Here is a 25,478-nt window from a genome sequence, read left to right as displayed (position 1 = left end):
GTTGCGCCTTACGCCGCGTCGCCGCGGGGCTCGCGCGGCTCGCGGCGACGACGGTCGCGGTCGCCGCGTTCGCGATCACGCTCGTGATGATCGCCGCCGGCGGAAGCCGCCTCGGCGGCGCGGCGCTCCTGCGCCATCGGATCGTGCTCGAGGATCTCGCCCTTGAAGATCCACACCTTGATGCCGCAGGCGCCATAGGCGGTGTGCGCGGTCGCGGTGCCGTAATCCACGTCGGCGCGCAGCGTGTGCAGCGGCACGCGGCCCTCGCGGTACCATTCGAGGCGGGCGATTTCCGCGCCGCCGAGACGGCCCGAGCAATTGATGCGGATGCCCTGGGCGCCGAGGCGGATCGCCGACTGAACGGCGCGCTTCATGGCGCGGCGGAAGGCCACGCGGCGCTCGAGCTGCTGCGCGATCGACTCGGCGACGAGCGCGGCTTCCGTTTCCGGCTTGCGCACTTCGACGATGTTGATAACGACTTCGGAGCCCGTGAGCTTGGCGACGAGCTTGCGGATCTTGTCGATGTCCGCGCCCTTCTTGCCGATCACGACGCCCGGACGGGCGGAGTGAATCGTCACGCGGCACTTCTTGTGCGGGCGCTCGATGACGATCTTGGAGACGGCGGCCTGCTTCAGCGTCTTCGCCACCGCCTCGCGGATCGCCATGTCCTCGTGCAGGAGCTTGGCGTATTCGCCCTTGCCCGCGAACCAGCGCGAATCCCAGGTGCGGTTGACGCCGAGGCGCAGCCCGATCGGATTGACCTTCTGACCCATGGTTCTGATCCTTTAGGCGTTCGCTTGCGCTTCGACTTCGCGCACGATGATCGTGAGGTTCGAGAAGGGCTTCTCGATCCGGCTGGCGCGGCCGCGGGCGCGGGCGTGAAAGCGCTTCATGATCAGCGCCTTGCCGACGAAGGCCTGCGCGACGATCAGATCGTCGACGTCGAGGCCGTGATTGTTCTCGGCGTTGGCGATGGCGCTCTCCAGCGTCTTCTTCACCTCATGCGCGATGCGCTTGCGGGAAAATTCCAGATCGGCGAGCGCGCGGTCGACCTTCTTGCCGCGGATGAGCTGGGCGAGAAGATTGAGCTTCTGGGGCGACACGCGGATCATGCGCGCGACGGCCTTGGCTTCGTTCTCCGCGAGCCGGGGCGGATTGGCCTGCTTGGACATCGATTAGCCCCTCTTCGCCTTCTTGTCCGCCGCGTGACCATGGAAGGTGCGCGTCGGCGCGAATTCGCCGAACTTGTGTCCGATCATGTCTTCGCTGACATTCACGGGGATGTGCTTCTGGCCGTTGTGGACGCCGAAGGTCAATCCGACGAACTGCGGCAGAATGGTGGAGCGGCGGCTCCAGATCTTGATGACTTCCGAGCGACCCGAGGCGCGCGAGGTTTCCGCCTTCTTCAGCAGATAGCCGTCGACGAACGGGCCTTTCCAAATCGAGCGAGCCATGGATCAGCCCTTCTTCTTGCGATTGTGCCGCGAGGACACAATGAAACGGTCGGTGGACTTGTTGCTGCGGGTCTTCTTGCCCTTGGTCGGCTTGCCCCATGGGGTAACCGGGTGACGGCCGCCCGACGTGCGGCCTTCGCCGCCGCCATGCGGATGGTCGATCGGGTTCATGGTGACGCCGCGATTATGCGGACGGCGGCCGAGCCAGCGCGAACGACCGGCCTTGCCGATCGACGTGTTCATGTGATCCGGATTCGACACTGCGCCGATCGTGGCGAAGCACTGGCCGTGAACCAGGCGCTGCTCGCCGGAATTCAGGCGGATGATGACATAGCCCTGGTCGCGGCCGACGATCTGGGCGTAAGTGCCCGCCGAACGCGCGATCGAGCCGCCCTTGCCGATCTTCGTCTCGACATTATGCACGATCGTGCCGACCGGAATATTGGCGATCGGCATGGCGTTGCCCGGCTTCACGTCGACCTGCTGGCCCGACACCACCTCGTCGCCGACCGAAAGACGCTGCGGCGCGAGGATATAGGCGAGCGTGTCGTCCGCATAGCGGATCAGCGCGATGAAGGCCGTGCGGTTCGGGTCGTATTCCAGACGCTCGACCTTCGCCACGACGTCGAGCTTACGACGCTTGAAGTCGACGAGGCGATAAGCCTGCTTGTGGCCGCCGCCGCGGAAGCGCACGGTGATGCGGCCAAGATTATTGCGGCCGCCCTTCGAGGTCTTGCCCTCGGTGAGGGTCTTGACCGGCTTGCCCTTGTAAAGGTCGCTGCGGTCGACGATCACGAGCTGGCGAAGGCTCGGCGTGACCGGCTTGAATGTCTTCAGCGCCATTTTCTAAGTCCTCACGCCTTTTCTTACAGACCGGTCGTCACGTCGATCTTGTGACCTTCGGCGAGCCTGACGACGGCTTTCTTGACGTCGCTCTGCCGACCGCGCACCCCGCGGAACGCCTTCACCTTGCCCTTGCGGACCAGGGTGTTCACGGACTCGACCTTCACGTCGAACAGACCCTCGACCGCCGCCTTGATCTGCGGCTTGGTCGCGGTCCTGGCGACCTTAAAGACCACCTTGTTGCTCTCGGAAGCGAGCGTCGCCTTCTCGGTGATGACCGGGGCGACGATCACGTCGTAATGACGGACGTCCTTGCTCATTTCAGGCGCGCCTCCAGCGCGTCCACGGCGGCGCGGGTCAGGACCAGCTTCTCGCGGCGGATGATGTCGTAAACATTGACGCCCTCGACCGGCAGCACGTCGATCTGGGGGATGTTGCGGGCGGCGAGCGCGAAGTTCTTCTCCGGCGCGGCGCCGTCGATGATGAGCGCGCTCACCAGGCCCGACTTGGCGAAGCCGCCGGCGAGGATCTTCGTCTTCGGCTCGGCGAGTTCCGCCTTGTCCCAGACGATGATGCCGCCATCCTTGGCCTTCGCCGACAAAGCGTGCCTCAGCGCGAGCGCGCGCACCTTCTTCGTCAGGTCGTGCTCGTGGCTGCGGACCTGCGGGCCGAAGGCGCGGCCGCCGCCGCGGAACTGCGGCACGCGGGCGGAGCCGTGGCGGGCGCCGCCTGTCCCCTTCTGCTTGTACATCTTCTTGCCGGTGCGGGCGATCTCCGCGCGGTTCTTGACCGCATGGGTGCCTGCGCGGCGCTTGGCGAGCTGCCAGCGGATCATCCGGTGGATGAGGTCCGCGCGCGGCTCAAGGCCGAATATTTCATCGGAAAGTTCGATCGAACCGGCCGCCTGACCGTCGAACGACGTGACGTCGATCTTCACGGCTCAGTCCTCCTTCGTTTCTTCTTGCGCGGGAGCGGCGTCGGCCAGACGGAACCTGCCCGGCTGCGGCGCATCCTTGGGAAGCGCGCGCTTGACGGCGTCGCGCACGTAAATCCAGCCGCCGGCGGTGCCCGGGACGGCGCCTTCCACCAGCACCAGGCCGCGCTCGACGTCGGTCCGCACGACGCGCAGATTCTGCGTGGTCACGCGGTCGACGCCCATATGGCCGGCCATCTTCTTGTTCTTGAAGGTCTTGCCGGGGTCCTGACGGCCGCCGGTCGAACCATGCGAACGGTGCGAGATCGACACGCCGTGCGAGGCGCGCAAGCCCCCGAAGCCCCAGCGCTTCATCGGACCGGCGAAGCCCTTGCCGGTCGTGGTGCCGGTGACGTCGACATACTGACCGACGACGAAGTGGTCGGCCGTGATCTCGGCGCCGACGGGGAGCAGCGCGTCCTCGTTCACGCGGAACTCGGCGAGCTTCATCTTCGGCTCGACCTTGGCCGCGGCGAAGCGCGTGCGCTCGGCCTTGGAGACATTCTTCACCTTGGCGCGGCCGATGCCGAGCTGGACGGCGGTGTAGCCGTTCTTTTCCTTGGTGCGCTGAGCGACGACCTGACAGCCGTCCAGCTTGAGCACCGTGACCGGCACATGCTCGCCCGCCTCTGTGAAGATGCGGGTCATTCCGACCTTTTGCGCGATGACGCCCGACCGCATGTCCAATATTCCTTCGCGAAGCGGCTGCCTCTCAGGGGCGCCGCCCAATCCGTTCCTAGAGCTTGATCTCGACGTCGACGCCCGCGGCGAGATCGAGCTTCATCAGCGCATCCACCGTCTGTGGGGTGGGATCGACGATGTCGAGAACGCGCTTATGCGTCCTGATCTCGAACTGCTCACGCGACTTCTTGTCGATATGAGGCGAACGGTTCACCGTGAACTTCTCGATCTTGGTCGGCAGCGGAATCGGGCCACGAACCTGAGCGCCGGTGCGCTTCGCCGTGGAGACGATTTCCTTGGTCGACGTGTCGAGAATCCGGTGATCGAACGCCTTCAAGCGAATCCGGATGTTTTGACCGTTCATTGTCTCGTCCTTTGGGACCGCGATCCGCCAGATCGCCGCTCGACCGCGAGCCGTCCGGCTCGCGGTCTTTCCTTTCACTAGCGAGCCGGACGGCTCGCGGTCCAAATTCGCTCTTACTCGATGATGCTGGCGACGACGCCCGCGCCGACCGTGCGGCCGCCTTCGCGGATGGCGAAGCGCAGCTTCTCCTCCATCGCGACCGGAACGATCAGGTTCACTTCCATCGTCACATTGTCGCCCGGCATCACCATCTCGACGCCCTCGGGGAGCGTCACGATGCCCGTCACGTCCGTCGTGCGGAAATAAAACTGCGGGCGGTAGTTGGTGAAGAACGGCGTGTGGCGGCCGCCTTCGTCCTTCGTCAGGATATAGGCCTCGGCCTTGAACTTCGTGTGCGGCTTCACCGAACCCGGCTTGCACAGAACCTGGCCGCGCTCCACGTCCTCGCGCTTCGTGCCGCGCAGCAGGCAGCCGACATTGTCGCCCGCCTCGCCCTGATCCAAGAGCTTGCGGAACATCTCGACGCCCGTCACCGTCGACTTCGTCGTCGGGCGGATGCCGACGATCTCGACTTCCTCGCCCACCTTGATCACGCCGCGCTCGATGCGGCCCGTCACCACCGTGCCGCGCCCCGAAATCGAGAACACGTCCTCGACCGGCATCAGGAAGGGCTGATCCTTCGGACGCTCCGGCTGCGGAATGTAGCGGTCGACTTCCGCCATCAGCTTCAGGATCGCGTCATGGCCCAGCTCAGGAGACTTGTTCTCCAGCGCGCACAGCGCCGAACCCTTCACGATCGGAATGTCGTCGCCGGGGAAATCATACTTCGACAGAAGCTCGCGCACCTCAAGCTCAACGAGCTCCAGCAGCTCCGGATCGTCGACCATGTCGACCTTGTTGAGGAACACGACCAGCGCCGGAACGCCGACCTGGCGGGCGAGCAGAATGTGCTCGCGCGTCTGCGGCATCGGGCCGTCGGCGGCCGACACCACCAGGATCGCGCCGTCCATCTGCGCCGCGCCGGTGATCATGTTCTTCACATAGTCCGCGTGGCCGGGGCAGTCGACATGCGCGTAATGGCGGTTCGTCGTCTCATATTCGACATGCGCCGTCGAAATCGTGATGCCGCGCGCCTTCTCTTCCGGAGCCTTGTCGATCTGGTCGTAGGCCGTGAACGTCGCCCCGCCCGTCTCCGCCAGAACCTTCGTGATCGCCGCCGTCAAGGACGTCTTGCCATGGTCGACGTGCCCAATCGTCCCGATGTTGCAGTGCGGCTTCGTGCGAGAGAATTTTTCCTTGGCCATTGCCGTGCTCCTTCAGAGAGTTCCTGTTAACCCAAGCGGTCGTGAGATCAGGCGTATTTCGCCTGGACCTTCTTCGACTCGGCCTCGGGCACCTGTTCGTAATGATCGAAAAGCATCGTGTAGCTCGCGCGGCCCTGCGTGCCGGAGCGCAGATTGTTCACATAGCCGAACATGTTCGCGAGCGGCACCATGGCGTTGATGACCACGGCGTTGGCGCGCATGTCCTGGCCCTGGATCTGGCCGCGACGCGAGTTGAGATCGCCGATGACGAAACCGGTATATTCCTCCGGCGTCACCACCTCGACCTTCATGATCGGCTCGAGCAGCACCGAGCCGCCCTTGGTGAGGGCTTCGCGGGTCGCCGCGCGGGTCGCGATTTCGAAGGCGAGAACCGACGAGTCGACGTCGTGGAAGGCGCCGTCGATGAGCGTCGCCTTGAGGTCGACGACCGGGAAGCCCGCGAGGACGCCCGAGGTCACAACCGAGTCGATGCCCTTCTGCACGCCGGGAACATATTCCTTCGGCACGGCGCCGCCGACAATCTGGCTCTCGAACTGATTGCCCGCGCCCGCCTCGTTCGGCTCGTAGATGATCTTGACGCGCGCGAACTGGCCGGTGCCGCCGGTCTGCTTCTTGTGCGTGTAGTCGATCTCGATCCGCTTGCCGAGACGCTCGCGATAGGCGACCTGCGGCGCGCCGATATTGGCGTCGACCTTATAGGTGCGCTTCAGAATGTCGACCTTGATGTCGAGATGCAGCTCGCCCATGCCCTTGAGGATGGTCTGGCCGCTCTCCTGGTCGGTCGACACGCGGAAGGACGGATCCTCCGCGGCGAGCTTCTGCAGCGCGATGCCCAGCTTCTCCTGGTCGGCCTTGGACTTCGGCTCGATCGCGATCTCGATGACCGGATCGGGAAACTCCATGCGCTCCAGGATGACCGGCTTCTGCATGTCGCAGAGCGTGTCGCCCGTGCGGGTCTCCTTGAGGCCGGCGAGCGCGACGATGTCGCCCGCATAGGCTTCCTTGATGTCCTCGCGATTATTGGCGTGCATCAGCAGCATGCGGCCGATGCGCTCCTTCTTGTCCTTCGTGGAGTTCAGAACGGTCGTGCCCGACTCGATCTTGCCCGAATAGACGCGCGCGAAGGTGATGGTGCCGACGAAGGGATCGTCCATGATCTTGAAGGCGAGCATGGAGAAGGGCTCGGCGTCGGAGGGGTTGCGCACCATCTCCTCGCCCGTGTCCATGTTGACGCCCTTGATCGCCTCGCGATCGACCGGCGACGGCAGCAGATCCACGACGGCGTCGAGGAGCGGCTGGACGCCCTTGTTCTTGAAGGCCGAGCCGCAGAACACCGGATGGAAGGCGATCTTGCGGACCGCCGTGCGGACGAGGTTCTTCAGCGTCTGCTCGTCCGGCTCCTGGCCGTCGAGGTAAGCCGCCATGGCGTCGTCGTCCATCTCGACCGCAGCCTCGATCAACTGCGTGCGGTACTCTCTGGCCTTGTCGAGCAGGTCCGCCGGAATCTCCTCGTCGTGATATTTCGCGCCGAGGCCTTCATCTTCCCAGACGACCGCCTTCATGCGGACAAGGTCGATAATGCCCTTGAAATTGTTCTCGGCGCCGATCGGGAGCTGCATGCAGACCGGACGGCCGCCGACGCGCGTCGAGATGTCCGAGACGCAGCGGAAGAAATCCGCGCCGATCTTGTCCATCTTGTTGACGAAGACGATGCGCGGCACGTTGTACTTGTCGGCCTGGCGCCAGACGGTTTCCGTCTGGGGCTCGACGCCCTGGTTGCCGTCGAGGACGCAGACCGCGCCGTCAAGGACGCGCAGCGAACGCTCGACTTCGATGGTGAAGTCGACGTGGCCGGGCGTGTCGATGATGTTCAGGCGCTTGCCGTTCCAGAACGTCGTCGTGGCGGCGGAGGTGATGGTGATGCCGCGTTCCTGCTCCTGCTCCATCCAGTCCATCGTCGCGGCGCCTTCATGCACCTCGCCGATTTTGTGGCTCTTGCCGGAATAATAGAGGATGCGCTCCGTCGTCGTCGTCTTGCCCGCGTCAATGTGGGCCATGATGCCGAAGTTGCGGTAGTCCTCGATCGGATGCGAGCGGGGCATGGGATGTCCTCGGGTAGAGAGCTCGGGGGCTTACCAGCGGTAATGCGAGAAAGCGCGGTTGGCTTCCGCCATGCGATGCGTGTCTTCGCGCTTCTTCACGGCGGCGCCGCGATTGTTCGAAGCGTCGAGGAGCTCGGACGACAGCCGGTCGACCATGGTCTTGTCGTTGCGGGCGCGCGCCGCGGCGATGATCCAGCGGATCGCCAGCGCCTGACGGCGCTCGTTGCGCACTTCGACCGGCACCTGATAGGTGGCGCCGCCGACGCGGCGGGAACGAACCTCGATGGCCGGCGCGACATTGTCCAGCGCCTGCTTGAAGACGGCGAGCGGATCGCTCTTGGCCTTCGACTCGACCTGGTCGAGCGCGCCATAGACGATCGCCTCGGCGACCGATTTCTTGCCGTCGTACATGATGGAGTTCATGAACTTCGCGAGAACGATGTCGCCATACTTGGCGTCCTCGATAACCTCGCGCTTCTCCGCCCGGTGACGTCGCGACATTTGTGTCTCTCCCTACTTGGGCCGGATTACTTCGGACGCTTCGCGCCGTATTTCGAACGGCGCTGCTTGCGGTCCTTGACGCCCTGCGTGTCGAGCACGCCGCGCAGAATATGATAGCGAACGCCAGGAAGATCCTTCACGCGGCCGCCGCGGATCATGACCACGGAGTGCTCCTGAAGGTTGTGGCCCTCGCCCGGAATGTAGCCGATGACCTCGAAGCCGTTGGTCAGGCGCACCTTGGCGACCTTGCGAAGGGCCGAGTTCGGCTTCTTCGGCGTCGTCGTATAGACGCGCGTGCACACGCCGCGCTTCTGCGGGCAGGCGCCGAGATGGCGGGCCTTCTCGCGATACGTCTTCGGGTGACGCGGCTTGCGGATCAACTGGCTGATCGTCGGCATCAAAAAGTCCTTCGCTTCGCTTCTGACGCGAATGGCGGATGTTCGGGGAACCCGCAGGCGCATCGTCAAAGACGCGCAAACGAGCGAAGCGCCGATGGCCGCAAGGCCAAGGCGCTCCTGACGCAGAGGACCCCGGGGAACCCGGGATCGTGCCTTCCTGTCCGTCGCCGCTTTTCGCGCTTTTCGCTCGCATCGGATGCGAGCGAACAGATTTCGCGCCAATTGGCGACGTATGATTACCAAAGGTGCTTGGCGGTCACAGGCAAGGCGACAGCGTATAAGTTCGGAAGGTCGAGAGCGCGGCGCTCGCCGACGGCGTGAACTTACGGCCTGTCGAAAGTGGGCGGAACCTAATCGCGGGTGGGCGACGCGTCAAGCGAAGATTCAGCGAAAGCCAATAAAAAATTAGGATCTGCGCGACTGTCGGCCCCGCATGCTCTGACGGATGTGGCGAAGATGCCGTCCGATCATTGAAATTGCACGCAATAGGCCGGCGAGCGTCATCGCCGCCGTCGCGATCCGTCTCCGATAATTTGGGAAAAAGGCGCGACATGGACGCCCATCGCCGCCTCGCCCCCGGCGACGCCGGAAGGATTGTCGGCGGCGGCGGCCAAGGGTCCGAGCCCGCGCGGTTCCTGTTCATTCATCCTCCAAGGCGGAGCCTCGCTTGCGCGCTTTCGCCGCATGAACCGAGGGCTTCTGTTTGGCCCCCGAAAGCCGGTAGAACCGTCTAGGCGACGCCAGGAGGCGTCACGGCGATAATTAAAGGAGAGAGACCGAAAATGAGCCATGTCGCACATGAGCTTCACGAAGAATTTCCGGAATTCGCCGAAGCGATTCACAATTTGAAGGCCGGCAACGCCCGCTTCGCGCGCATCGCCGAGGAATATCATACGCTGAACCGCGCGATTCATCGCATGGAGGCCAATATCGAGCCCGCCGACGACGCGACGATCGAGGATCTCAAGAAAAAGCGGCTCTCGCTCAAGGACGAGATCGCGGGATTTCTCGCGACGGTCTGAATTCCGATCGAAGGCGCACGGCCTGTCGCAACCGGCGCCGCGCGCCTTCGAATCCGTCCTCAGGCCTCGCGGGCGAGACGGGCGAGTTCGACGAGAACCTCTCGCGACTCCGCCGGGGATTTAACGGGCCTGGGAAACGCGATCCGCGCCGTCCAGTCGCCGCAGACAAGATCGAGCCCCTCGGGGTCGATCCCGCTGGCCCGCCATTTTCCGGGCTTCGCCCCCGCGAGCTTCTCAGCATATAGCGCCAGCGCGTCGGCATGGTCGGCGTTCATATGGTTGAGAATCTCGGCCTCCGCCGCGATCAGCGGCTCCGCGCCGCTGGCGTCGGTCAATAGCTGCGTCGGACCGAAATCGGCCGCGCGCGCGAAGCCGCCATTGAGGTGAACGGCCTCGATCTCCGCCCGCCAGAAGGAAAAATCCGGAAAATCAGCGTAGAGCTGGGCCTTCGGGTTGCGGGCGAGAAATCGCGCCCGCGCCGTCGGACTCCGGGTGCGCGCGGCTCTGGCGACGAGGGTGAGGCGCGGATGGGCCATCGGGTCCCCCCGGCCGCCCTGCGCGAGAAGCAGCGAGCAACGCCCGTCCCGCTCCAGATTGCCGGTGTGATGGGCGAGCCGAGACAGCAGGAGGATTGGCGTCCCGTCATGATCCGTGGCGATGGCGGTGAGCGTCGCAAAGGGCGCGCCGGACTGGGTCAGCGTCGCGAGCGCGGCTGTTCGAACGGTGCGCAACAGCCGCCTGGATTCGCCCGCCGGATCGAAGGAAGGGTCCTGCCGGGGGTCCCGCGGGGGGCCGTCCTCTTTAACTACTGTCATGATTTTGCCTGTATTTCCATCTCAAACCGGCGCCGGAGTCGCGTCGCCGCCCAAATGTGTATATAAGAGGGGCGTGAGGCTGTCGCAGCCGTCGCCTGTTCGCTTGAACTCGCGGCGAATCGGAACAGGCGCCTCCTGAATGCGCATCGGGCGTTTTTGGCCGCTTTGAAGGCCACATTTCAGCCGCGATAGGTCGGGACCTTGTCCGGGTCGGTGGAAGCCCGTTTGGTCCCGGGGTGACGTCGGAAGGCGCAGCGCCGCGTCGGGCGCACGATCCGCGCTCCGCAAGTCCCTGGACGCATCTATCGCCGCCAACAACAGCAAAGGTTGATCATGCCGACCATCGCTCTCGTCGACGACGATCGCAACATCCTGACCTCGGTGTCCATTGCGCTCGAGGGCGAAGGCTATCGCGTGCAGACCTACACGGACGGCGCCCAGGCGCTCGACGGTCTGCGCGCCAATCCGCCGGATCTCGCGATCTTCGACATCAAGATGCCGCGCATGGACGGCATGGAGCTTCTCCGCCGCCTGCGGCAGAAGTCGGACCTTCCCGTGATTTTCCTCACCTCGAAGGACGAGGAGATCGACGAACTCTTCGGCCTCAAAATGGGGGCCGACGACTTCATCCATAAACCCTTCTCCCAGCGGCTTCTCGTCGAGCGCGTGAAGGCGATCCTGCGCCGCGCCAATCCCAAGGAGGCGGCGGCGCAGAAGGAAACCGAGGCCAAGGTGCTGGAGCGCGGCGCGCTCGTCATGGACCCGGAGCGCCACACCTGCACCTGGCGCGGCGACCCCGTCGTGCTCACGGTCACGGAATTCCTGATCCTTCAGTCGCTCGCGCAACGCCCCGGCGTCGTCAAGAGCCGCAACGCCCTGATGGACGCGGCCTATGACGACCAGGTCTATGTCGACGACCGCACGATCGACAGCCACATCAAGCGCCTGCGCAAGAAGTTCAAGGTCGTCGATTCGGATTTCGAGATGATCGAAACGCTCTACGGCGTCGGCTACCGTTTCAAGGAAACCTAGCGGGCGGGACCGACGCGTCATGAGCGCAGCCGAGTCCGGCGACATCATCTCGGAGGAGGTCCAGGAGGCGCTCGCCTCCGGGAGCGCCTCACAGAAACTGGAGACGCCCGCAAAACCGGCGGCGTGGCGGAGTCGTTCGCTCAACATCCGCCTTCGCCGCCTCTCGCGCGCCGCGCAGTCGCATCTCTCCTCCTCGCTGACGCGCCGCATCGTGGTCCTGAATCTCGGCGGCCTCGTCGCGCTGCTGGGCGGCTTTCTTTATCTTAACCAGTTTCGCGAAGGCCTGATCGACGCGCGCGTGCAAAGCCTTCAGACGCAAGGAGAGATCATCGCGGCCGCCGTCGCCGCCTCGGCGACCGTGGACACGGACGCGATCACCATCGATCCTGAAAAGCTTCTGAAACTCGCGCCGGGGGAGAGCGCGACGCCGGGAGAGGGCCAGCTCGCGATCGAGTTTTCGCTGAACCCCGAGCGCGTCGGCCCCTTGCTGAGGCGCCTCGTCTCGCCGACGCGGCTGCGCGCGCGCATCTATGATCGCGACGGCTATCTCCTCCTGGATTCGCGCTCGGTGACGGGCCGCTCCAACATTCTGCGCTTCGACCTGCCGTCGCCGGGGCGCGCAACGACGCTGGACGCCTCTTCCTTCCTGCAGAAGACGCTCGACTTTCTGCGCCGCGTGACGCGCCGGCCGGAGTTGCCGCTCTACGAAGACATCGGCATGGGCAACGGCAAGACCTATCCCGAGGTCGCCAGCGCGCTGGAAGGGCGCGCGCATTCGGTCGTGCGCGCCAACGACAAGGGCGAGACCATCATCTCGGTCGCCGTGCCGGTGCAGCGTTTCCGCTCCGTGCGCGGCGCGCTTCTGCTATCGACCATGGGCGGGGACATCGACGCCATCATCGCGCAGGAGCGCTGGGGCATCATCCGCATCTTCCTCGTCTCGGCGGGCGTGATGCTGCTGCTTTCGCTCTTCTTCACCAACACCATAACAGAGCCCATGCGGCGCCTGGCCGAAGCGGCGGAGCGCGTTCGAAGGGGCGCCAAATCGCGCCAGGAAATCCCGGACTTCTCCGATCGTCCGGACGAGATCGGCCACCTTTCGGCCGCGCTGCGCGACATGACCGCGGCGCTCTACAACCGGATCGAGGCGATCGAGCATTTCGCCGCCGACGTGGCGCATGAGCTCAAAAATCCGCTCACCTCGCTGCGCAGCGCCGTGGAGACGCTGCCCATCGCCAAAACCGAGTCCGCGCGCGACCGCCTCCTCGCCGTCATCAAGCACGATGTGGGCCGGCTCGACCGCCTGATCAGCGACATATCCGACGCTTCGCGCCTCGATGCGGAGCTGGCGCGCGCCGATATGGGCGACGTCGACCTCTCCAAGGCGCTGATCACCGTCGTCGACATCGCGCGAGCGATCGAGCGCGGCGACGGCGTGAATGTCGAGCTGACCGTCCGGCATTCGTCCAATGAACCGCCGCGCAAGCGCTGGCTGGTGCGCGGGCACGATTCGCGGCTCGGGCAGGTCTTCAACAATCTCATCGACAACGCCCGCTCCTTCTCCAAGCATGGCGGCGGCGTGCGCGTCCTGCTCTGGCCGGAGCAGGCCAAAGGCCCCGGCGGCGCGCCGCTCGACGGCTATGAGATCATTGTCGACGACGACGGGCCGGGCATTCCCGAAGGCGCGTTCGAACGCATCTTCGAGCGCTTCTATACGGATCGCCCCGAACAGGGCTTCGGGCAGAATTCCGGCCTCGGCCTCGCCATCTCCCGCCAGATCATCGAGGCCCATGGCGGGCGCATCCGCGCCCTGAATCGCACGAAAGCCCATCCGCAAGGAACGGACGAGCCGGAACCCGGCGATCTGGTTCTCGGCGCGCGTTTCGTGGTCTGGCTCCCCGCCGCGCGATGACGGCGGAAGCGCCCACGCTTTATCTTCACGCCAACGCGCTTTTGCTCGGCGAGAAAGGCCTGCTCCTGCGGGGGCCGTCGGGCTCCGGGAAGAGCGCGCTCACGCTTGCGCTGATCTCGCGCGTCGAGGCGCAGGGCGACTTCGCCCGGCTCGTGGGCGACGACCGCGTCGGCGTTGGCGCCCGTCACGGGCGTCTCGTGGCGCGCCCGCATCCCGCAATCGCAGGCGTCCTTGAAATTCGCGGCCTCGGCCTGACGCGCGTCGCGTTCGAAGCCGCCTGCGTCCTGCATGCGGTGGTCGACATTTGCGGGTCGGAAGAAAGGCCGGCGCGCTGTCCCGAACCGGATGAGAAAATCGCCTCGATTTGCGGCGTCGCGCTGCCACGCCTCGTGGCGAAGGACTGCACCGATGTCTCAGTCGCGAGAATTCTCTTTTTCCTACAAGGAATTATGACAATCTGCCATTGAAGCGCGCTTTTTGCTTGCCAATTTCGCGGCGACGCACAAAATGGCGCGCCCGACGAGCGCCGGCGCAAAATGGGATGGGCGCGGCGGCCGAGCTTGTATATGCTGTCGTCCGGGACGAAAAGCCGCGGCGGGTTTCGCAAGACACGTCACTTGGCAGCGCGAGACGTCTTCATGAGTGGTAGGGTCGAATGATCGGAATGGTCTTGGTGACCCACGGCCACCTCGCCACGGAGTTCCGCGCGGCGCTCGAACACGTGGTTGGCCCGCAGCAGCAACTCGTCTCGATCTCCATCGGCCCCGAGGACGACATGGAGCGCCGCCGCGCGGACATTCTCGAAGCGATTCACAAGGCCGACAGCGGCGAAGGCGTCGTGCTGCTCACCGACATGTTCGGCGGCACGCCCTCTAATCTCGCCATCTCCGTGATGAATGGCGGCAATGTCGAGGTTCTCGCCGGGGTGAACCTCCCCATGCTCATCAAGCTCGCTTCGGTGCGCGACACGGCGACGCTCGAGCAGGCGGTGCTTCAGGCGCAGGACGCCGGGCGAAAATACGTATATATCGCGAGTCGCGTGCTGAACCCGAAATAACTTCGCGAAGTGATCCTCATGCCCGACGCGCAAGAACAGGGGGCCGAGAACGCCCTCGCCCGCGATTTGCCGATTATCAATAAAAAAGGACTTCACGCGCGCGCGACCGCAAAGTTCGTGCAGTGCTGCGAGAAATTCGACGCGGAGATCACCGTCTCCAAGGATGGCGAAACGGTGGGCGGCAGCTCGATCATGGGCATCCTCACCCTCGGCGCCGGCCAGGGTTCGACCATCACGGTGACGGCGAGCGGTCCTGAGGCCGCCGAGGCGCTCGACGCGCTCGACGCGCTGGTCGCGAGCCGCTTTGGCGAGGACGAATAGCGCCTTCCGCTCAGACGCTCAGCGCGGCGACGGCGGGCCGGCGCGCGGGGCTCCAACCGGCGACGAAGGCTTCCAGCCTGTCGAGCGGCATCGGGGCGGCGATCAGGAAACCCTGGGCCTCGTCCACGCCCGCCTGGCGCAGCCATTCGAGCTGCTCCCGGGTCTCCACGCCCTCGGCGACGACGGTCATGTGAAAGCTCTTGGCCATCTGCGTCACGCCGGCGACGACCGCCGCGCATTCCTTTCGCGTCACGGCCTCGCGCGCCAGCGGCCCGTCGATTTTCACCTGGTCGAGGGGCGATTTGCAGAATTGCGCGAGGGCGGCGTAGCCCGCCGCGAAATCGTCGAGCGCGATGGCGACGCCGGCTTCCGATACTTTTCGAAGCTGCTCCTCGAAAAGCCGAAGGTCGCAAAGCATGGCTCTTTCGGCGATCTCGATCTCGAGCCGATTCGCCGCGAGCCCCGCCCGGGCCAGGGCGTCGAGCAGGCGCTCCGCGAAGTCAGGCCGCTCGAACTGGACGGGCGAGACATTGACGCAGACGCGGAACCGTTCGGCGAAGCGCGTCGCGGCCGCGCAGGCGCTCTCGATCGTCCAAAGGCCGATCTCGTGGATGAGGCCGCTCTTTTCCGCGAGAGGAATGAAATCGACCGGCGGGATTTCCCCTCGCGTCGGGCAGCGCCAGCGCAGCAGCGCCTCGAAACCCGCGATCTCGTCGCTCGCGAGATTCAGGACCGGCTGATAGGCGAGCGACAAATCGCCTCTCGAAAAGGCGAGCCGCAATTGCTCCTCCGAAAGCGGCGCGACGGCCCGATCGTCCTGGTCGCGCCGCGTGAACAGCCGCCACTCCCCTTGCGCCTTCGCCTCATAGAGCGCGACGTCGGCGCTTTTGAACAGCGCCTTCTGATTGTCGCCGTCGCGCGGCGCGAGCGCGCCGCCGACGCTCGCCTCGCCCTGAACGACTCGTCCCTCCAGCTTGAAGGGCTCCTCGAAACAGGCGGCGATCCGGCGGGCGACGGCGCGAGCCGAGTCGTCATTCGCGACGTCGGTCGCGATAATCGCGAACTCGTCGCCGCCGAGACGCGCGACGAAATCGACGGCCCGCAGGGAATTCCTCATGCGCTGCGCCGCCTGCGACAGCAATTCGTCGCCGGCCGGATGGCCATAGCGGTCGTTGACCATCTTGAAATCGTCGATGTCGACGAGAAGCAGCATGAAGCCGCCGCCATATCGCGCCGCTCGCGCGAGTTCGCGCTCGATGACGTCGGTGAAGGCGAGGCGGTTGGGGAGGCCGGTCAGCGGATCGGTGCGCGCCTGCCGTTCTGCGCCCATCTGCGACAATATGCGATCGCGGAAGGCCGCGGCCTCGACATAGACGTTGCGCAGCAGCACGGCCGTATAGATGAAGAGCACGAAGGCGATGCGCGAAAGATCCGGGTCGCGGGCGGCGATCAGCGTCGCGGCGCCGGAGACGGCGATCGGTGCGGAGAAGACCGTCGCGGCGATCGGCGCCCGCGCAAGGGCGAAAGCGCCGCCGAACAGCATGCCGGCGGTCAGCGACGTGACCATGAGCCGCGCGCCGGGCCCGGCATCGAGGAAGAACAGCGGCGGCACAGCCGCCCAGAGCCCGCCGAGGACCGCGGCGTTGATCGCCGCCCGCTTGCCGATGCTGGTCGGTCGGCCCGCCGACTTCCGCCGCCGCGCGCGTCCCCGCCGCGCGCGCAGATAGATATAAATGCATACGAAGATCAGCGCGTCGGTCCATATCGCGACTCGCCCGGCGAGCGGCGTCTCGATGAAGGTGGCGAGAAGCGCCAGGGCGTTGCCGATATTGGCCGCCATCATGCCGGGGGTGTTGCGCCGCAGGGCGTCGAACTGCTCTTCCTGAAGCCGCGCGGCGCAGGCCGGATCGCGCGGATCGCCGAACAGCTTGCGCAAACGCCTTGCGAAGAGGGAAGCGCGCCGCGACAGAGCGTCAAGCATGGACAAGACCCTTGGATGACGCCGAAACTATTTGTGCGGGCTTGCGCGGCGCTAACGACCCGGGCCTTGCGCCTGGGGCGGCCCGCCTGTAAGCGCCTGTCGGGGCGACAGAGCGGGCGAGACGATGGCGGTTCTCAAGATTTATGCGCGCGTCCTTGGACAGTTGCGTCCGCAGGCGCGACTGGTCGCGATCCTTGTGGCGGCCAATCTGTCGCTCGCCATCGCGCAATTCGCCGAACCCCTTCTGTTTGGCCGCATCATCGACCGCATGACGCAAGCGCAGGCGCCGGGCCATACGCTGACATGGGGCGATCTGCTGCCGCTCCTTACCGCCTGGGCCGCCTTCGGCCTCTTTTCGATCGGCGGCGCGATCCTCGTCGGGTTGAACGCCGACCGGCTCGCCCATCGCCGCCGCCTCGCCGTCGTATCCGAATATTTCGAGCATGTTCTTAATCTGCCCCTGACATTTCACTCAAATGTTCATTCTGGCCGCCTGTTGAAGACGATGCTCGAAGGCTCGGGCGCGATGGCGGGCCTGTGGCTGTCCTTTTTTCGTGAGAACTGCGCCTCCTTCGTCGCGCTGTTCGTCCTTCTGCCTTTGACCCTGTTCATCAACTGGCGGCTCGGCGGCCTGCTGATGGCGCTCGTCCTGGTCTTCTACCTAACGACGAGCTTCGTTCTGCGGCGCACGGAAGCCTTGCAGGGCGAGGTCGAACGCCATAATTCCTCGCTTGCGGAACACGCCTCCGACGCCCTCGGAAATATTCCCGTGGTTCAAAGTTTTACACGGGTCGAGAGCGAGGCGCGGGCGCTTCGCCGCATCGTCGATGACGTGCTCGCCGCGCAGATGCCCGTGCTCTCCTGGTGGGCGCTCGTCGCGGTGGCGAGCCGCGCCTCGGCGACGCTGACCATTCTGTCGATCTTCATGCTCGGGACGTGGCTGCATCTCCATGGGCAGGCGTCCATCGGCGAGATCGTGACCTTCACCAATTTCGCAACCATGTTGATCGGCCGCCTCGAGCAAGTCGTCGGCTTCGTTAACGTCCTCTTTGCGCAATCGGCGAAAATCAAGGAGTTCTTCGAGGTTCTCGACACGCGGTCGGCGGTCGCCGACCGGCCGGATGCGCGGGACGCCGGTCGCCTCGCCGGGGCCGTCGCCTTCGAGAGGGTCACATATTCATACGAGCCGCGCCGCAAGGCGGTGAAAAACGTCAGCTTCTCGGCGAAGCCCGGCCAGACCATCGCGCTCGTCGGCTCCACGGGCTCCGGCAAATCGACGACGCTGAGCCTCTTGCATCGCGCCTTCGATCCGGACGAAGGCGCGGTGAAGATCGACGGCGTCGACATTCGCGAATTCACGCTTCTGTCGCTGCGCCGGAACATCGGCGTCGTGTTTCAGGAGCCGATGCTGTTCGCGCGCACGATCGAGGACAATCTGCGCATTGGCGATCCGGACGCGACGGATGAGGAGATCAGGAAGGCGCTGGAGCTGGCGCAGGCCTCGGAATTCGTCTCGCGCCAGAGCGACGGGCGCGCGACCCGCATCGGCGAGCGCGGCCGCTCGCTCTCGGGCGGAGAGCGCCAGCGCCTCTCCATCGCGCGCGCTTTGCTGAAGGACCCGCCCATCCTCGTTTTCGACGAGGCGACCTCGGCGCTCGACGCCACGACCGAGAAGCAGATCCAGAAGGCGCTGGAGGCGGCGACCAGGGGCCGCACCACCTTCGTCATCGCCCACCGCCTCGCGACCGTGCGCAACGCCGACTGCATCCTCGTCTTCGATCAGGGCGAGATCGTCGAAAGCGGCTCCTTCGAGACGCTCGTCGAAAAAGGCGGCCGCTTCGCCACGCTCGCCGCCGCGCAGTTCATGGCCGAACCGCCCCAGCCGACGGCGGGGCTGGAAGGGCTTCACGAAGCGACGGCGCCGCAGGTAAGGGCGGGATAGCCTGGCCTTCGCCAAGCGCGCCGGAAGGCGCGCGGTCTAGGACCGCGGGCCTTCAAGGCCCGCCCAAAAAAAACCGCGCCCCTTTCGGAGCGCGGCCTTAGGCGCAAAAGGCGATCTTCTTACCGGATCACGTAAGGCAGCAGCCCAAGAAACCGGGCGCGCTTGATGGCCTGGGCCAGTTCGCGCTGCTTCTTGGCCGAAACGGCCGTGATGCGGGACGGGACGATCTTGCCGCGCTCCGAGATGTAGCGGGAGAGCAGGCGCGTGTCCTTATAGTCGATCTTCGGGGCGTTGGCGCCGGAGAAGGGGCAGGACTTGCGGCGGCGGAAGAAGGGGCGGCGCGGCGCAGTGCTCATTCGGCTTCTCCTTCAGCGCGGCCTTCCTCACGACGCGGGCGACGCTCGCCGCGATCGCCACGCGGGCCGCCGGGGCCGCGGCGCTCGCCGCGCTCGTCGTCGTCGCGCTTGCGAAGCTGGGCGGACGGGCCTTCCTCCAGCTCCTCGACGCGCAGCGTCAGGACGCGGAGAATGTCTTCATTGATGCTCTGCTGGCGCTCCAGCTCGGCGATGGCCGCCGGCGGGGCGTCGATGTTCATGAGCGTGAAATGCGCCTTGCGGTTCTTCTTGATCCGATAGGCGAGCGACTTGACGCCCCAATATTCGACCTTGCCCACCGTGCCGCCGAGCGACGCGACGACGTTCTTGAACTGCCCGGTCAGCGTCTCAACCTGCTGGGGAGAAACGTCCTGACGGGCGAGATAAATATGCTCGTAGAGAGCCATTATTCTTCGCCTTTCCGTTGACGCGAGCCGTTCCGGCGCCAAGCCCTTCGAGCGCTTCTGGGGAGCAGGTCCCGGGGAAAGGCTCGAGAAGGAAAGTTCGAAGGCGGAGACACGGGAAGGCGGGGCGGGCCCCTCGCAGGCCCCCGCAAGGGCGCGCGCTTCCGTTCAGCCCCCGGCCGGGAACCTCGCGATCCGCGCCTTATACGCAGGTTTGGCGAAGATGCAAGGGCGTAAGTCCCGCGGTCTGCGACGACGCGCGCATTGACCCCCAACCCATTGGTTGCAACCATGAACCATTGCAAGCGGGGAGAGGTCGGATGAAGCTCAAGCTTTTTCGAAGGGCCGTCGCCTTTGTTCTGGCGCTGTCCAGCTTCGCCGCCCTGCCCGCTTGCGCGCAGAATGTGGGCGGCGGCACGATGGACGCCACCCTCGTCAGCTTCATCAATCGCAGCGCGCGCACGCTTTATCTCGGCTTCTCGCCCCAGCCCGGCAGGCCGGCGCCTTTCTCCTGGTCGCCGGATTGCCGTCACGTCAGCGGACAGGTCGTCCTGCCCCCCGGCGCAAATCTGGCCGAGGGGCAGGTTGTCCTTCCCCCGGGCCAGACCTGCACCGTCTCCGTGCCGGTCAGCGCGGGAGCGTCACGCTTCTGCGCGACGGAGAATCCCCTGCCGCCCGGCAAGACGCCGAATTGTTTCGCGGCCCAGCAGGACGGCCTGACGATCATCGAGACGAATTTCACAGGACAGACGGGCTGCGTCAGGCCCAACGACGTCTCGCTGATGCGCAGCTGTGTCTGGTACGACATCAGCGTCGTCCCGGAAGGCTGCACCAACGCCAAATGGGCGGCGGACGCTTGCCGCGAGAGCGGCGGCGCCTCCTACAATGTGCCGGTACAGCTTTTCTGCCCAAACGAGACGACCTTCAGTTGCCGCGGACCGCGCGCCGACAGCGGCGCCCGCTATCCGCTCAATTGCGGGATTCCGCCGGTCTTTCCCTATGGCGTTTCGATAAATGTCGGCGGCGCCTACCCGGCGAACCAGCAGGCCTATTTCTTCCCCATGTCGACTTCGGGCGACTTCAAATATCCGGCGGACCGGCCGCAGCCGATCGACCGGTGCCCGGAGGGCGGAAAGCTCTTCGTCATCTTTCCCGACGGCCCCTGACCGGCCGGTCCCGGAAGGCGCGTGGCCCGAGAAAGCGCCTCCGGACCGCGCGCCTTCAGGCGCGCCAGTTTGTTGACAAACTTCCCAAGGCGGCCTCGCCCTTCGAGACGCGAGCCGCGATCTCGGGCCTGCCCGAGATCGACATTCTTGTTTTGTGCAAGTCGGGTTTTGTCGCCTGCAAAGCAGGGCCGGGTGGGGTTAAGCCCAACCGCTATTATGGCGGCGCGAACGCTATTATGGCGGCGCGAACCCTGCCCGGCGGTCTTCGACCGCCGACCTCCCCGTAAAGGGGAGGTATTGGGCGCCAGTCGTCCAAGACTATCTTTCACCCGATCGCCCTGCGGTCAAACCCGGCCGTCCTTGCCCCGCCCCGTTCCTGCGCGTATGTTCCGCGGCGCTTGCCGCGGAGGATGGAATGCGCCGCAAAATCAGTCTTTGCCTCTTGGTCATTACCGGCGCGCTGACGCTCTCCGCCTGCGACAAATGCGGGGGCTTTCAGGAGATTCGCGTTCCCGGCCAGCCCCACGCCTGCAAGGACGCGAGCCCGCGCTGATTTCGTCGCGATTTAGAGACAGCCGCGCGTTATGACGCAGCGGGAGCCTCGCATGTCGAAAGCCGACCTCTTCCTCGAAAAGAAACGCCGCGGCGAGAAGATCGTCGTCGTCACCGCCTATGACGCGCCCACCGCGCGCATCGAGGCGGAAGCGGGCGTCGACATCATCCTCGTCGGCGACAGCGTCGGCGTGAACATTCTCGGCTATGCGCATGAGCGCGAGGTGACGCTCGCCGACATGGCGCATCACATCGCCGCCGTTCGGCGCGGGGCGCCCGAGATTTACATCGTCGGCGACCTGCCCTACGCGACCTACGACACGCCGGAAATGGCGCTCGCCAGCTCGCGCGCATTGCGCGACGCCGGCGCCGATTGCGTGAAGTTCGAAGGCGCGCAGCCCGGCCTCGTGGCGGCGCTCGCCGCCGAAGGTTATGACGTCTGCGGCCATCTGGGCCTCGAATCGCAGCATCAGGACGTCAAGCGCCGGCAGGGCAAGACCGCCGCGGCAGCCGCGAAACTCTATGACGACGCGCTGGCCGCCGACGCGGCGGGCCAGAAATTTCTCGTCCTCGAACTCGTGCCGCAGGAACTCGCCGGGCGCATCACGCGCGCGATCAGATCGGCGACCATCGGCATCGGCGCGGGGCCGGAGACGGACGGGCAAGTGCTCGTCGTCAACGACCTCGCGGGCGTGACGACCCGGGATTTCAAGCACAACAGGCGCTATGGTCAGCTCGGCGCGGCGCTGAGCGGCGCGATCTCGGCCTATGCGGCGGATGTTCGAGCGGGCGCCTTTCCGGGACCCGAGCACAGTTTTCATATGGTCGACGACGAGCGCGCCGCTTTCGAGACATGGCTGCGCGGCCGCGCCGGGTTCACACCGGGACGCGCTTGACCAAAATGGCGCGCCAATGGGACAAAATCCGCGACGCGCCGCCGCTTCCCTTACGGCGGGACCGTCCTGGATCGAGGGGATTCGTCATTGACCAACCATCATTCCAATCCAGTGACGGGGGCGTCTGAAGAACGCTTCTACGCCGACGGCCACCCGCTCGACGAAGTCCACTACCTAGAAGCCAAGGTCATTTTGAACGGCCTGCGCTTCACCTCCGTCCAGAGCTTCCGCGAATTCGAAAAGTTCGTCCGCAAGGCGGCCAAGGCCGCGCGCGTCGATTTCGAGACCGACCGCTATGAGGGTCTGCGCCCGCAAATCCGCGAAGTGCTCTTCCTCGACACCAAGGAGTTCAAGCTCTACAACAACGCCTTCATCCTGCGCCGCCGCACGGCCTATGAGGACGGCTTTCCCGCCGGCGAGCCGGAGATCGTCTTCAAGTTCCGTCATCCCGATCTCGACACGGCGTCGCAGCTCGACGTGCGGCCGAGCATTCCCGGCATGTATCGCGTCAAGTTCAAGGAGGAATGGCTGCCGCGAAAGGACCGCATCGGCGGCCTTCGCTCGCTCTATTCCCACAATGTCGAATTCAAGCTGGACCCGCTGACCTTCAGCAGCGATCTCACGACGCACGAAACGCTCGTCGAGGTTTTCCCCATCCTGCGCCCGCTGATGGCGAATGAAAACGAACGCCTCGAACTGGTGAACCGCACGGCGGTGGAAGAGGTGCTGCAAAAGCTCGGCGCGCTGGATTTCGGCAAGGGATTCGAGGCGGAAAGCAATGTCGCGGTCTGGCGCACGCGCGGCGACCAGCACCAGCTCGTCGGCGAATTCTCCTTCCAGTGCAAATTCCAGCGCCGCGAGGATCTGAGCGCCAGGGCGCTTCTGAAATGCGACGAATTCTTCAAGCTGCTTCAGCACGAGGCGCAGGACTGGATCAGCCTCGGCACGACCAAGACCGGCGCGGTCTATCGCCTGAAGGGCGCCCCGCCGCAAAGCCATGAGTGACGCGCCCGGCATCCCGAACGTTTCGGTCGCGAGAATCTTCCTTGCCTTTCTCACGATCGGAGCGACAAGCCTCGGGGGCGGCGTGGTCGGCTATCTGCGCTCGAGCCTCGTCGGCTCGCTCAAATGGCTCGACGACGAAACCTTTGTCGAGCTTCTCTCCATCTGCCAGTCATTGCCGGGCCTCAACGCCTCGAACATGGCGATCCTCGTCGGCGACCGGCTGCGCGGCGCAGCGGGAGCGGCGGCGGCGCTGGTCGGCATCTGCCTGCCCGGCGGGCTCATCATGGTCGCGGCCGCGGCCGCGTACGGCTCGACGCATCGGGACTTTCCCATCGTCAATGCGGCGCTCCACGGAGTCTCTGCGGCGGCGGTCGGCATGGTGCTCTATGTGACCGTCGCGCTCGCGCGAAAAACCATCAGTAAGCCGCCGGACGTCTTTTTCGCGGCGGCGACGCTCGCCTTCGTCACGCTGTTGCACGAGTCGGTGCTGCTCGCCCTCTTCACGGTCGCGCCGGTCGCGGCCTTCTGGTTTCGTCCGAGGAAGGACAGAGAATGAAGCAGATGGTCGGTCTCGCCGGGGTCTTCGCCTATCTGTCGCTCCTCACGATCGGGGGCGGTATGGCGGCGTATCCCGAGATGAAGACGATGACCGTCAGCATCTATCACTGGCTGACGGCGGATCAGCTCGTGCGCCTGTACAGCCTCGGCCAGATGGCGCCGGGGCCGAATATGATGATGATCGCCGGCATTGGCGAATGGGTCGCCGGGCCGACGGGCGCGCTCGTGGCGACGCTCGCCTTCTTCCTGCCAACGGCGCTGCTGACGCTCTGGGTCGGCCGCGTCTGGGAGCGTCTCGCCGGCTGGCCCTGGCGCGCCTCCATCCAGCGGGCGCTGAACGCGGTCTCGATCGGCCTGCTGCTCGCCGGCGTCGTCGCCATCGCCAAGGCGGCCGTGACCGGATGGACCGGCGCCGCCATCGCGTTCTCGGTCTTCGCGATCCTGACGGCCACTCACATGAACCCGCTGCCGCTCATGGCGCTCGCGGGCGTCGCGGGGGCCTTCCTGTTTCGCTGAGCTTTTGAGCGGCTTTTCAGCGCAAAAATCCGGGGTTTTTCCCTCGCCCCGCTCGCGGGGAGAGGGTAAGGGTGAGGGGCAAGGCCGCCATGCGAATGGACGGCGTGGCGGCTCCTCGATGAAACGTCAACCAGCACGCTGCGACCTTGCCCCTCACCCCAGCCCTCTCCCCGCAAGAACGGGGAGAGGAGGCGCGCCCGAACGATTTCGCCATATGACCGCCTCCTCAGAGACCCCCGTCGGACTCCTTATTATCAATCTCGGCACGCCCGACGCCCCGGACGTCGCTTCCGTGCGGCGCTATCTCGCGCAATTCCTCTCCGACCCGCGCGTCGTCGACCTGCCGCGCTTTGTCTGGCTGCCGGCGCTGTACGGGATCGTCCTGAATACGCGGCCGAAGAAGACAGCGCACGCCTATGAATCGATCTGGAACCACGACATTGGCGAAGGCCCGCTGAAGACGATCACGCGCCTTCAGGCCGAAAAGCTCGCCCTTTGGGCCGCCGGCCTCGACGGCAAGGCGCCCGTCATCGTCGATTACGCCCTGCGCTACGGCTCGCCCTCCATCTCCTCGCAAATCGACGCGCTGATGGCGAAAGGCTGCGAGCGCATCGCGCTGTCGCCGCTCTATCCGCAATACGCAGCCTCGACCAGCGCCTCCGCCGCCGACGACGCCTTCGCCGCATTGAAACGCATGCGCAAACAGCCGGCCTTGCGCATCGGGGCGCCCTATTATGACGAGCCCGCCTATATCGCGGCGCTGGCGGCGAGCATTAAACGCGAGCTCGCCGCGCTCGACTTCGAGCCGGAAGTCGTGCTCGCCTCCTTCCACGGCCTGCCGCAATTGCAGGTCGATCGGGGCGATCCCTACCGGACCCATTGCGAGGCGACGTGGCGGCTGCTGCGCGAGGCGCTCGGCATGCCGGAAGAGAAGCTCCGCCTCTCCTTCCAGTCGCGCTTCGGGCCGGCGAAATGGATCGGCCCCTATACGAGCGACGTGGCGAGCCAACTTGCGACGGCGGGCGTCAAGCGCCTCGCCGTCGTCGCGCCGGGCTTCTCGGCCGATTGCCTGGAGACGATCGAGGAGCTGGGCGCCCAAATCCGCGACCTGTTTCTGGAGAAGGGCGGCGAGAAATTCGCGCGCCTGCCCTGCCTCAACGACAGCGCGGAAGGAATGGCGCTCATCGAGACGCTCGCGCGGCGGGAGTTGGCCGGCTGGGTTTGAGCGCATTCCCGCTCCCCCGTGAAACGACATGAAACGGGTAAAGGGGGAGACCCTTGCTT

At 65.4% G+C, this 25,478-nt stretch carries 30 protein-coding genes; 14 read left to right on the top strand and 16 right to left on the bottom strand.

From position 1 onward, the window contains the following. Positions 1-8 precede the first annotated feature (8 nt). From rpsC to rpsL, 12 genes are all read right to left on the bottom strand, one after another. Complete coding sequence (gene rpsC / locus ACNHKD_RS05155; protein ID WP_442756023.1) at positions 9-773, bottom strand: 30S ribosomal protein S3; 765 nt, start codon at positions 771-773, stop codon at positions 9-11. 12 nt (positions 774-785) lie between these two features. Then, positions 786-1,172 (bottom strand): 50S ribosomal protein L22, encoded by a 387-nt coding sequence (rplV, locus tag ACNHKD_RS05150; RefSeq protein ID WP_442756022.1) that lies wholly within the window; start codon positions 1,170-1,172, stop codon positions 786-788. Positions 1,173-1,175: 3 nt separating this feature from the next. Further along, positions 1,176-1,454, bottom strand: a complete 279-nt coding sequence (gene rpsS, locus ACNHKD_RS05145) for a 30S ribosomal protein S19 (RefSeq protein WP_016917716.1) — start codon at positions 1,452-1,454, stop codon at positions 1,176-1,178. Positions 1,455-1,457: 3 nt separating this feature from the next. Then, the gene (gene rplB, locus ACNHKD_RS05140) at positions 1,458-2,297 is read right to left on the bottom strand and encodes a 50S ribosomal protein L2 (protein ID WP_442756021.1); all 840 of its coding nucleotides are present in this window, start codon (positions 2,295-2,297) and stop codon (positions 1,458-1,460) included. A gap of 23 nt (positions 2,298-2,320) precedes the next feature. Beyond that, positions 2,321-2,617, bottom strand: coding sequence for a 50S ribosomal protein L23 (locus ACNHKD_RS05135; RefSeq protein ID WP_442756020.1), 297 nt, complete (start codon positions 2,615-2,617; stop codon positions 2,321-2,323). Beyond that, positions 2,614-3,234, bottom strand: a complete 621-nt coding sequence (gene rplD, locus ACNHKD_RS05130; protein ID WP_442756019.1) for a 50S ribosomal protein L4 — start codon at positions 3,232-3,234, stop codon at positions 2,614-2,616. Before rplD ends, ACNHKD_RS05135 begins: the two co-directional genes overlap by 4 nt. A 3-nt stretch (positions 3,235-3,237) precedes the next feature. After that, complete coding sequence (rplC, locus tag ACNHKD_RS05125; protein ID WP_442756018.1) at positions 3,238-3,951, bottom strand: 50S ribosomal protein L3; 714 nt, start codon at positions 3,949-3,951, stop codon at positions 3,238-3,240. A 55-nt stretch (positions 3,952-4,006) separates the two neighbouring features. Next, positions 4,007-4,315 (bottom strand): 30S ribosomal protein S10, encoded by a 309-nt coding sequence (gene rpsJ / locus ACNHKD_RS05120; protein WP_003613511.1) that lies wholly within the window; start codon positions 4,313-4,315, stop codon positions 4,007-4,009. 113 nt (positions 4,316-4,428) lie between these two features. Further along, complete coding sequence (tuf, locus tag ACNHKD_RS05115; protein ID WP_016917710.1) at positions 4,429-5,619, bottom strand: elongation factor Tu; 1,191 nt, start codon at positions 5,617-5,619, stop codon at positions 4,429-4,431. Positions 5,620-5,666: 47 nt separating this feature from the next. Next, positions 5,667-7,742 carry an elongation factor G gene (gene fusA, locus ACNHKD_RS05110; protein WP_442756017.1) on the bottom strand — a complete coding sequence of 692 codons (2,076 nt, stop codon included), beginning with the start codon at positions 7,740-7,742 and terminating at the stop codon, positions 5,667-5,669. Between the two features lie 30 nt (positions 7,743-7,772). Beyond that, complete coding sequence (rpsG, locus tag ACNHKD_RS05105) at positions 7,773-8,243, bottom strand: 30S ribosomal protein S7 (RefSeq protein ID WP_442756016.1); 471 nt, start codon at positions 8,241-8,243, stop codon at positions 7,773-7,775. 26 nt (positions 8,244-8,269) lie between these two features. After that, positions 8,270-8,641, bottom strand: coding sequence for a 30S ribosomal protein S12 (gene rpsL / locus ACNHKD_RS05100; RefSeq protein ID WP_026015930.1), 372 nt, complete (start codon positions 8,639-8,641; stop codon positions 8,270-8,272). Between the two features lie 782 nt (positions 8,642-9,423). Between rpsL and ACNHKD_RS05095 the strand changes: the two genes are divergently transcribed. Continuing rightward, the gene (locus ACNHKD_RS05095) at positions 9,424-9,663 is read left to right on the top strand and encodes a YdcH family protein (RefSeq protein ID WP_442756015.1); all 240 of its coding nucleotides are present in this window, start codon (positions 9,424-9,426) and stop codon (positions 9,661-9,663) included. Between the two features lie 59 nt (positions 9,664-9,722). On the opposite strand, the gene ACNHKD_RS05090 is transcribed toward ACNHKD_RS05095, so the two are convergent. Then, positions 9,723-10,478, bottom strand: coding sequence for a HugZ family pyridoxamine 5'-phosphate oxidase (locus ACNHKD_RS05090; protein ID WP_442756014.1), 756 nt, complete (start codon positions 10,476-10,478; stop codon positions 9,723-9,725). 333 nt (positions 10,479-10,811) lie between these two features. Between ACNHKD_RS05090 and ACNHKD_RS05085 the strand changes: the two genes are divergently transcribed. The 5 genes from ACNHKD_RS05085 to ACNHKD_RS05065 all read left to right on the top strand — a co-directional run bounded on the left by ACNHKD_RS05085 (position 10,812) and on the right by ACNHKD_RS05065 (position 14,800). Next, positions 10,812-11,510 (top strand): response regulator, encoded by a 699-nt coding sequence (locus tag ACNHKD_RS05085; RefSeq protein ID WP_442756013.1) that lies wholly within the window; start codon positions 10,812-10,814, stop codon positions 11,508-11,510. 19 nt (positions 11,511-11,529) lie between these two features. Then, on the top strand, positions 11,530-13,422 hold the full coding sequence (locus ACNHKD_RS05080; RefSeq protein WP_442756012.1) for a stimulus-sensing domain-containing protein: 1,893 nt from the start codon (positions 11,530-11,532) through the stop codon (positions 13,420-13,422). Beyond that, entirely contained in the window at positions 13,419-13,889 is a 471-nt protein-coding gene (locus ACNHKD_RS05075; protein ID WP_442756011.1) for an HPr kinase/phosphorylase, read from the top strand. Before ACNHKD_RS05080 ends, ACNHKD_RS05075 begins: the two co-directional genes overlap by 4 nt. 188 nt (positions 13,890-14,077) lie before the next feature. Further along, a complete protein-coding gene (locus tag ACNHKD_RS05070) occupies positions 14,078-14,479 on the top strand; it encodes a PTS sugar transporter subunit IIA (RefSeq protein ID WP_442756010.1) in 402 nt (133 codons plus the stop codon). 18 nt (positions 14,480-14,497) lie between these two features. Further along, complete coding sequence (locus ACNHKD_RS05065; RefSeq protein WP_442756009.1) at positions 14,498-14,800, top strand: HPr family phosphocarrier protein; 303 nt, start codon at positions 14,498-14,500, stop codon at positions 14,798-14,800. Positions 14,801-14,810: 10 nt separating this feature from the next. Here ACNHKD_RS05065 and ACNHKD_RS05060 read toward each other — a convergent pair whose 3' ends face one another. Continuing rightward, entirely contained in the window at positions 14,811-16,781 is a 1,971-nt protein-coding gene (locus ACNHKD_RS05060; protein ID WP_442756008.1) for a putative bifunctional diguanylate cyclase/phosphodiesterase, read from the bottom strand. 124 nt (positions 16,782-16,905) lie between these two features. Between ACNHKD_RS05060 and ACNHKD_RS05055 the strand changes: the two genes are divergently transcribed. Continuing rightward, positions 16,906-18,723, top strand: a complete 1,818-nt coding sequence (locus tag ACNHKD_RS05055; protein ID WP_442756007.1) for a glucan ABC transporter ATP-binding protein/ permease — start codon at positions 16,906-16,908, stop codon at positions 18,721-18,723. A gap of 119 nt (positions 18,724-18,842) precedes the next feature. Here ACNHKD_RS05055 and rpsR read toward each other — a convergent pair whose 3' ends face one another. Together rpsR and rpsF are read right to left on the bottom strand one after the other, a co-directional pair. Further along, positions 18,843-19,079, bottom strand: a complete 237-nt coding sequence (gene rpsR, locus ACNHKD_RS05050) for a 30S ribosomal protein S18 (protein WP_016917696.1) — start codon at positions 19,077-19,079, stop codon at positions 18,843-18,845. Then, on the bottom strand, positions 19,076-19,504 hold the full coding sequence (gene rpsF / locus ACNHKD_RS05045) for a 30S ribosomal protein S6 (protein WP_442756006.1): 429 nt from the start codon (positions 19,502-19,504) through the stop codon (positions 19,076-19,078). Before rpsF ends, rpsR begins: the two co-directional genes overlap by 4 nt. 317 nt (positions 19,505-19,821) lie before the next feature. Here rpsF and ACNHKD_RS05040 point away from each other — a divergent pair, with 317 nt between their 5' ends. From ACNHKD_RS05040 to hemH, 7 genes are all read left to right on the top strand, one after another. Then, positions 19,822-20,667 carry a hypothetical protein gene (locus tag ACNHKD_RS05040; protein WP_442756005.1) on the top strand — a complete coding sequence of 282 codons (846 nt, stop codon included), beginning with the start codon at positions 19,822-19,824 and terminating at the stop codon, positions 20,665-20,667. A gap of 415 nt (positions 20,668-21,082) precedes the next feature. Continuing rightward, a complete protein-coding gene (locus tag ACNHKD_RS05035; RefSeq protein ID WP_442756004.1) occupies positions 21,083-21,220 on the top strand; it encodes a hypothetical protein in 138 nt (45 codons plus the stop codon). A 52-nt stretch (positions 21,221-21,272) separates the two neighbouring features. Then, on the top strand, positions 21,273-22,115 hold the full coding sequence (panB, locus tag ACNHKD_RS05030; protein ID WP_442756003.1) for a 3-methyl-2-oxobutanoate hydroxymethyltransferase: 843 nt from the start codon (positions 21,273-21,275) through the stop codon (positions 22,113-22,115). 87 nt (positions 22,116-22,202) lie between these two features. Then, entirely contained in the window at positions 22,203-23,120 is a 918-nt protein-coding gene (locus tag ACNHKD_RS05025; protein WP_442756002.1) for a hypothetical protein, read from the top strand. After that, on the top strand, positions 23,113-23,676 hold the full coding sequence (locus ACNHKD_RS05020) for a chromate transporter (RefSeq protein WP_442756001.1): 564 nt from the start codon (positions 23,113-23,115) through the stop codon (positions 23,674-23,676). The genes ACNHKD_RS05025 and ACNHKD_RS05020 overlap by 8 nt, the downstream gene beginning before the upstream one ends. Continuing rightward, a complete protein-coding gene (locus ACNHKD_RS05015; protein ID WP_442756000.1) occupies positions 23,673-24,194 on the top strand; it encodes a chromate transporter in 522 nt (173 codons plus the stop codon). The genes ACNHKD_RS05020 and ACNHKD_RS05015 overlap by 4 nt, the downstream gene beginning before the upstream one ends. A 214-nt stretch (positions 24,195-24,408) precedes the next feature. Beyond that, a complete protein-coding gene (gene hemH, locus ACNHKD_RS05010) occupies positions 24,409-25,419 on the top strand; it encodes a ferrochelatase (protein ID WP_442755999.1) in 1,011 nt (336 codons plus the stop codon). Positions 25,420-25,478 lie beyond the last annotated feature (59 nt).

This window comes from Methylocystis sp. JAN1 (assembly GCF_052186135.1).
Lineage (GTDB): Bacteria > Pseudomonadota > Alphaproteobacteria > Rhizobiales > Beijerinckiaceae > Methylocystis.
Note: the sequence above shows the minus strand (reverse complement) of the source record. Positions and strands in the feature narration are given on the sequence as shown.

Bases quoted from the DNA above. Each gene is read 5' to 3' on its own strand.
- rpsC (WP_442756023.1), bottom strand. From the start codon at position 773: ATGGGTCAGAAGGTCAATCCGATCGGGCTGCGCCTCGGCGTCAACCGC.
- rplV (WP_442756022.1), bottom strand. From the start codon at position 1,172: ATGTCCAAGCAGGCCAATCCGCCCCGGCTCGCGGAGAACGAAGCCAAG.
- rpsS (WP_016917716.1), bottom strand. From the start codon at position 1,454: ATGGCTCGCTCGATTTGGAAAGGCCCGTTCGTCGACGGCTATCTGCTG.
- rplB (WP_442756021.1), bottom strand. From the start codon at position 2,297: ATGGCGCTGAAGACATTCAAGCCGGTCACGCCGAGCCTTCGCCAGCTC.
- ACNHKD_RS05135 (WP_442756020.1), bottom strand. From the start codon at position 2,617: ATGAGCAAGGACGTCCGTCATTACGACGTGATCGTCGCCCCGGTCATC.
- rplC (WP_442756018.1), bottom strand. From the start codon at position 3,951: ATGCGGTCGGGCGTCATCGCGCAAAAGGTCGGAATGACCCGCATCTTC.
- rpsJ (WP_003613511.1), bottom strand. From the start codon at position 4,315: ATGAACGGTCAAAACATCCGGATTCGCTTGAAGGCGTTCGATCACCGG.
- tuf (WP_016917710.1), bottom strand. From the start codon at position 5,619: ATGGCCAAGGAAAAATTCTCTCGCACGAAGCCGCACTGCAACATCGGG.
- fusA (WP_442756017.1), bottom strand. From the start codon at position 7,742: ATGCCCCGCTCGCATCCGATCGAGGACTACCGCAACTTCGGCATCATG.
- rpsG (WP_442756016.1), bottom strand. From the start codon at position 8,243: ATGTCGCGACGTCACCGGGCGGAGAAGCGCGAGGTTATCGAGGACGCC.
- rpsL (WP_026015930.1), bottom strand. From the start codon at position 8,641: ATGCCGACGATCAGCCAGTTGATCCGCAAGCCGCGTCACCCGAAGACG.
- ACNHKD_RS05095 (WP_442756015.1), top strand. From the start codon at position 9,424: ATGAGCCATGTCGCACATGAGCTTCACGAAGAATTTCCGGAATTCGCC.
- ACNHKD_RS05090 (WP_442756014.1), bottom strand. From the start codon at position 10,478: ATGACAGTAGTTAAAGAGGACGGCCCCCCGCGGGACCCCCGGCAGGAC.
- ACNHKD_RS05085 (WP_442756013.1), top strand. From the start codon at position 10,812: ATGCCGACCATCGCTCTCGTCGACGACGATCGCAACATCCTGACCTCG.
- ACNHKD_RS05080 (WP_442756012.1), top strand. From the start codon at position 11,530: ATGAGCGCAGCCGAGTCCGGCGACATCATCTCGGAGGAGGTCCAGGAG.
- ACNHKD_RS05075 (WP_442756011.1), top strand. From the start codon at position 13,419: ATGACGGCGGAAGCGCCCACGCTTTATCTTCACGCCAACGCGCTTTTG.
- ACNHKD_RS05070 (WP_442756010.1), top strand. From the start codon at position 14,078: ATGATCGGAATGGTCTTGGTGACCCACGGCCACCTCGCCACGGAGTTC.
- ACNHKD_RS05065 (WP_442756009.1), top strand. From the start codon at position 14,498: ATGCCCGACGCGCAAGAACAGGGGGCCGAGAACGCCCTCGCCCGCGAT.
- ACNHKD_RS05060 (WP_442756008.1), bottom strand. From the start codon at position 16,781: ATGCTTGACGCTCTGTCGCGGCGCGCTTCCCTCTTCGCAAGGCGTTTG.
- ACNHKD_RS05055 (WP_442756007.1), top strand. From the start codon at position 16,906: ATGGCGGTTCTCAAGATTTATGCGCGCGTCCTTGGACAGTTGCGTCCG.
- rpsR (WP_016917696.1), bottom strand. From the start codon at position 19,079: ATGAGCACTGCGCCGCGCCGCCCCTTCTTCCGCCGCCGCAAGTCCTGC.
- rpsF (WP_442756006.1), bottom strand. From the start codon at position 19,504: ATGGCTCTCTACGAGCATATTTATCTCGCCCGTCAGGACGTTTCTCCC.
- ACNHKD_RS05040 (WP_442756005.1), top strand. From the start codon at position 19,822: ATGAAGCTCAAGCTTTTTCGAAGGGCCGTCGCCTTTGTTCTGGCGCTG.
- ACNHKD_RS05035 (WP_442756004.1), top strand. From the start codon at position 21,083: ATGCGCCGCAAAATCAGTCTTTGCCTCTTGGTCATTACCGGCGCGCTG.
- panB (WP_442756003.1), top strand. From the start codon at position 21,273: ATGTCGAAAGCCGACCTCTTCCTCGAAAAGAAACGCCGCGGCGAGAAG.
- ACNHKD_RS05020 (WP_442756001.1), top strand. From the start codon at position 23,113: ATGAGTGACGCGCCCGGCATCCCGAACGTTTCGGTCGCGAGAATCTTC.
- ACNHKD_RS05015 (WP_442756000.1), top strand. From the start codon at position 23,673: ATGAAGCAGATGGTCGGTCTCGCCGGGGTCTTCGCCTATCTGTCGCTC.
- hemH (WP_442755999.1), top strand. From the start codon at position 24,409: ATGACCGCCTCCTCAGAGACCCCCGTCGGACTCCTTATTATCAATCTC.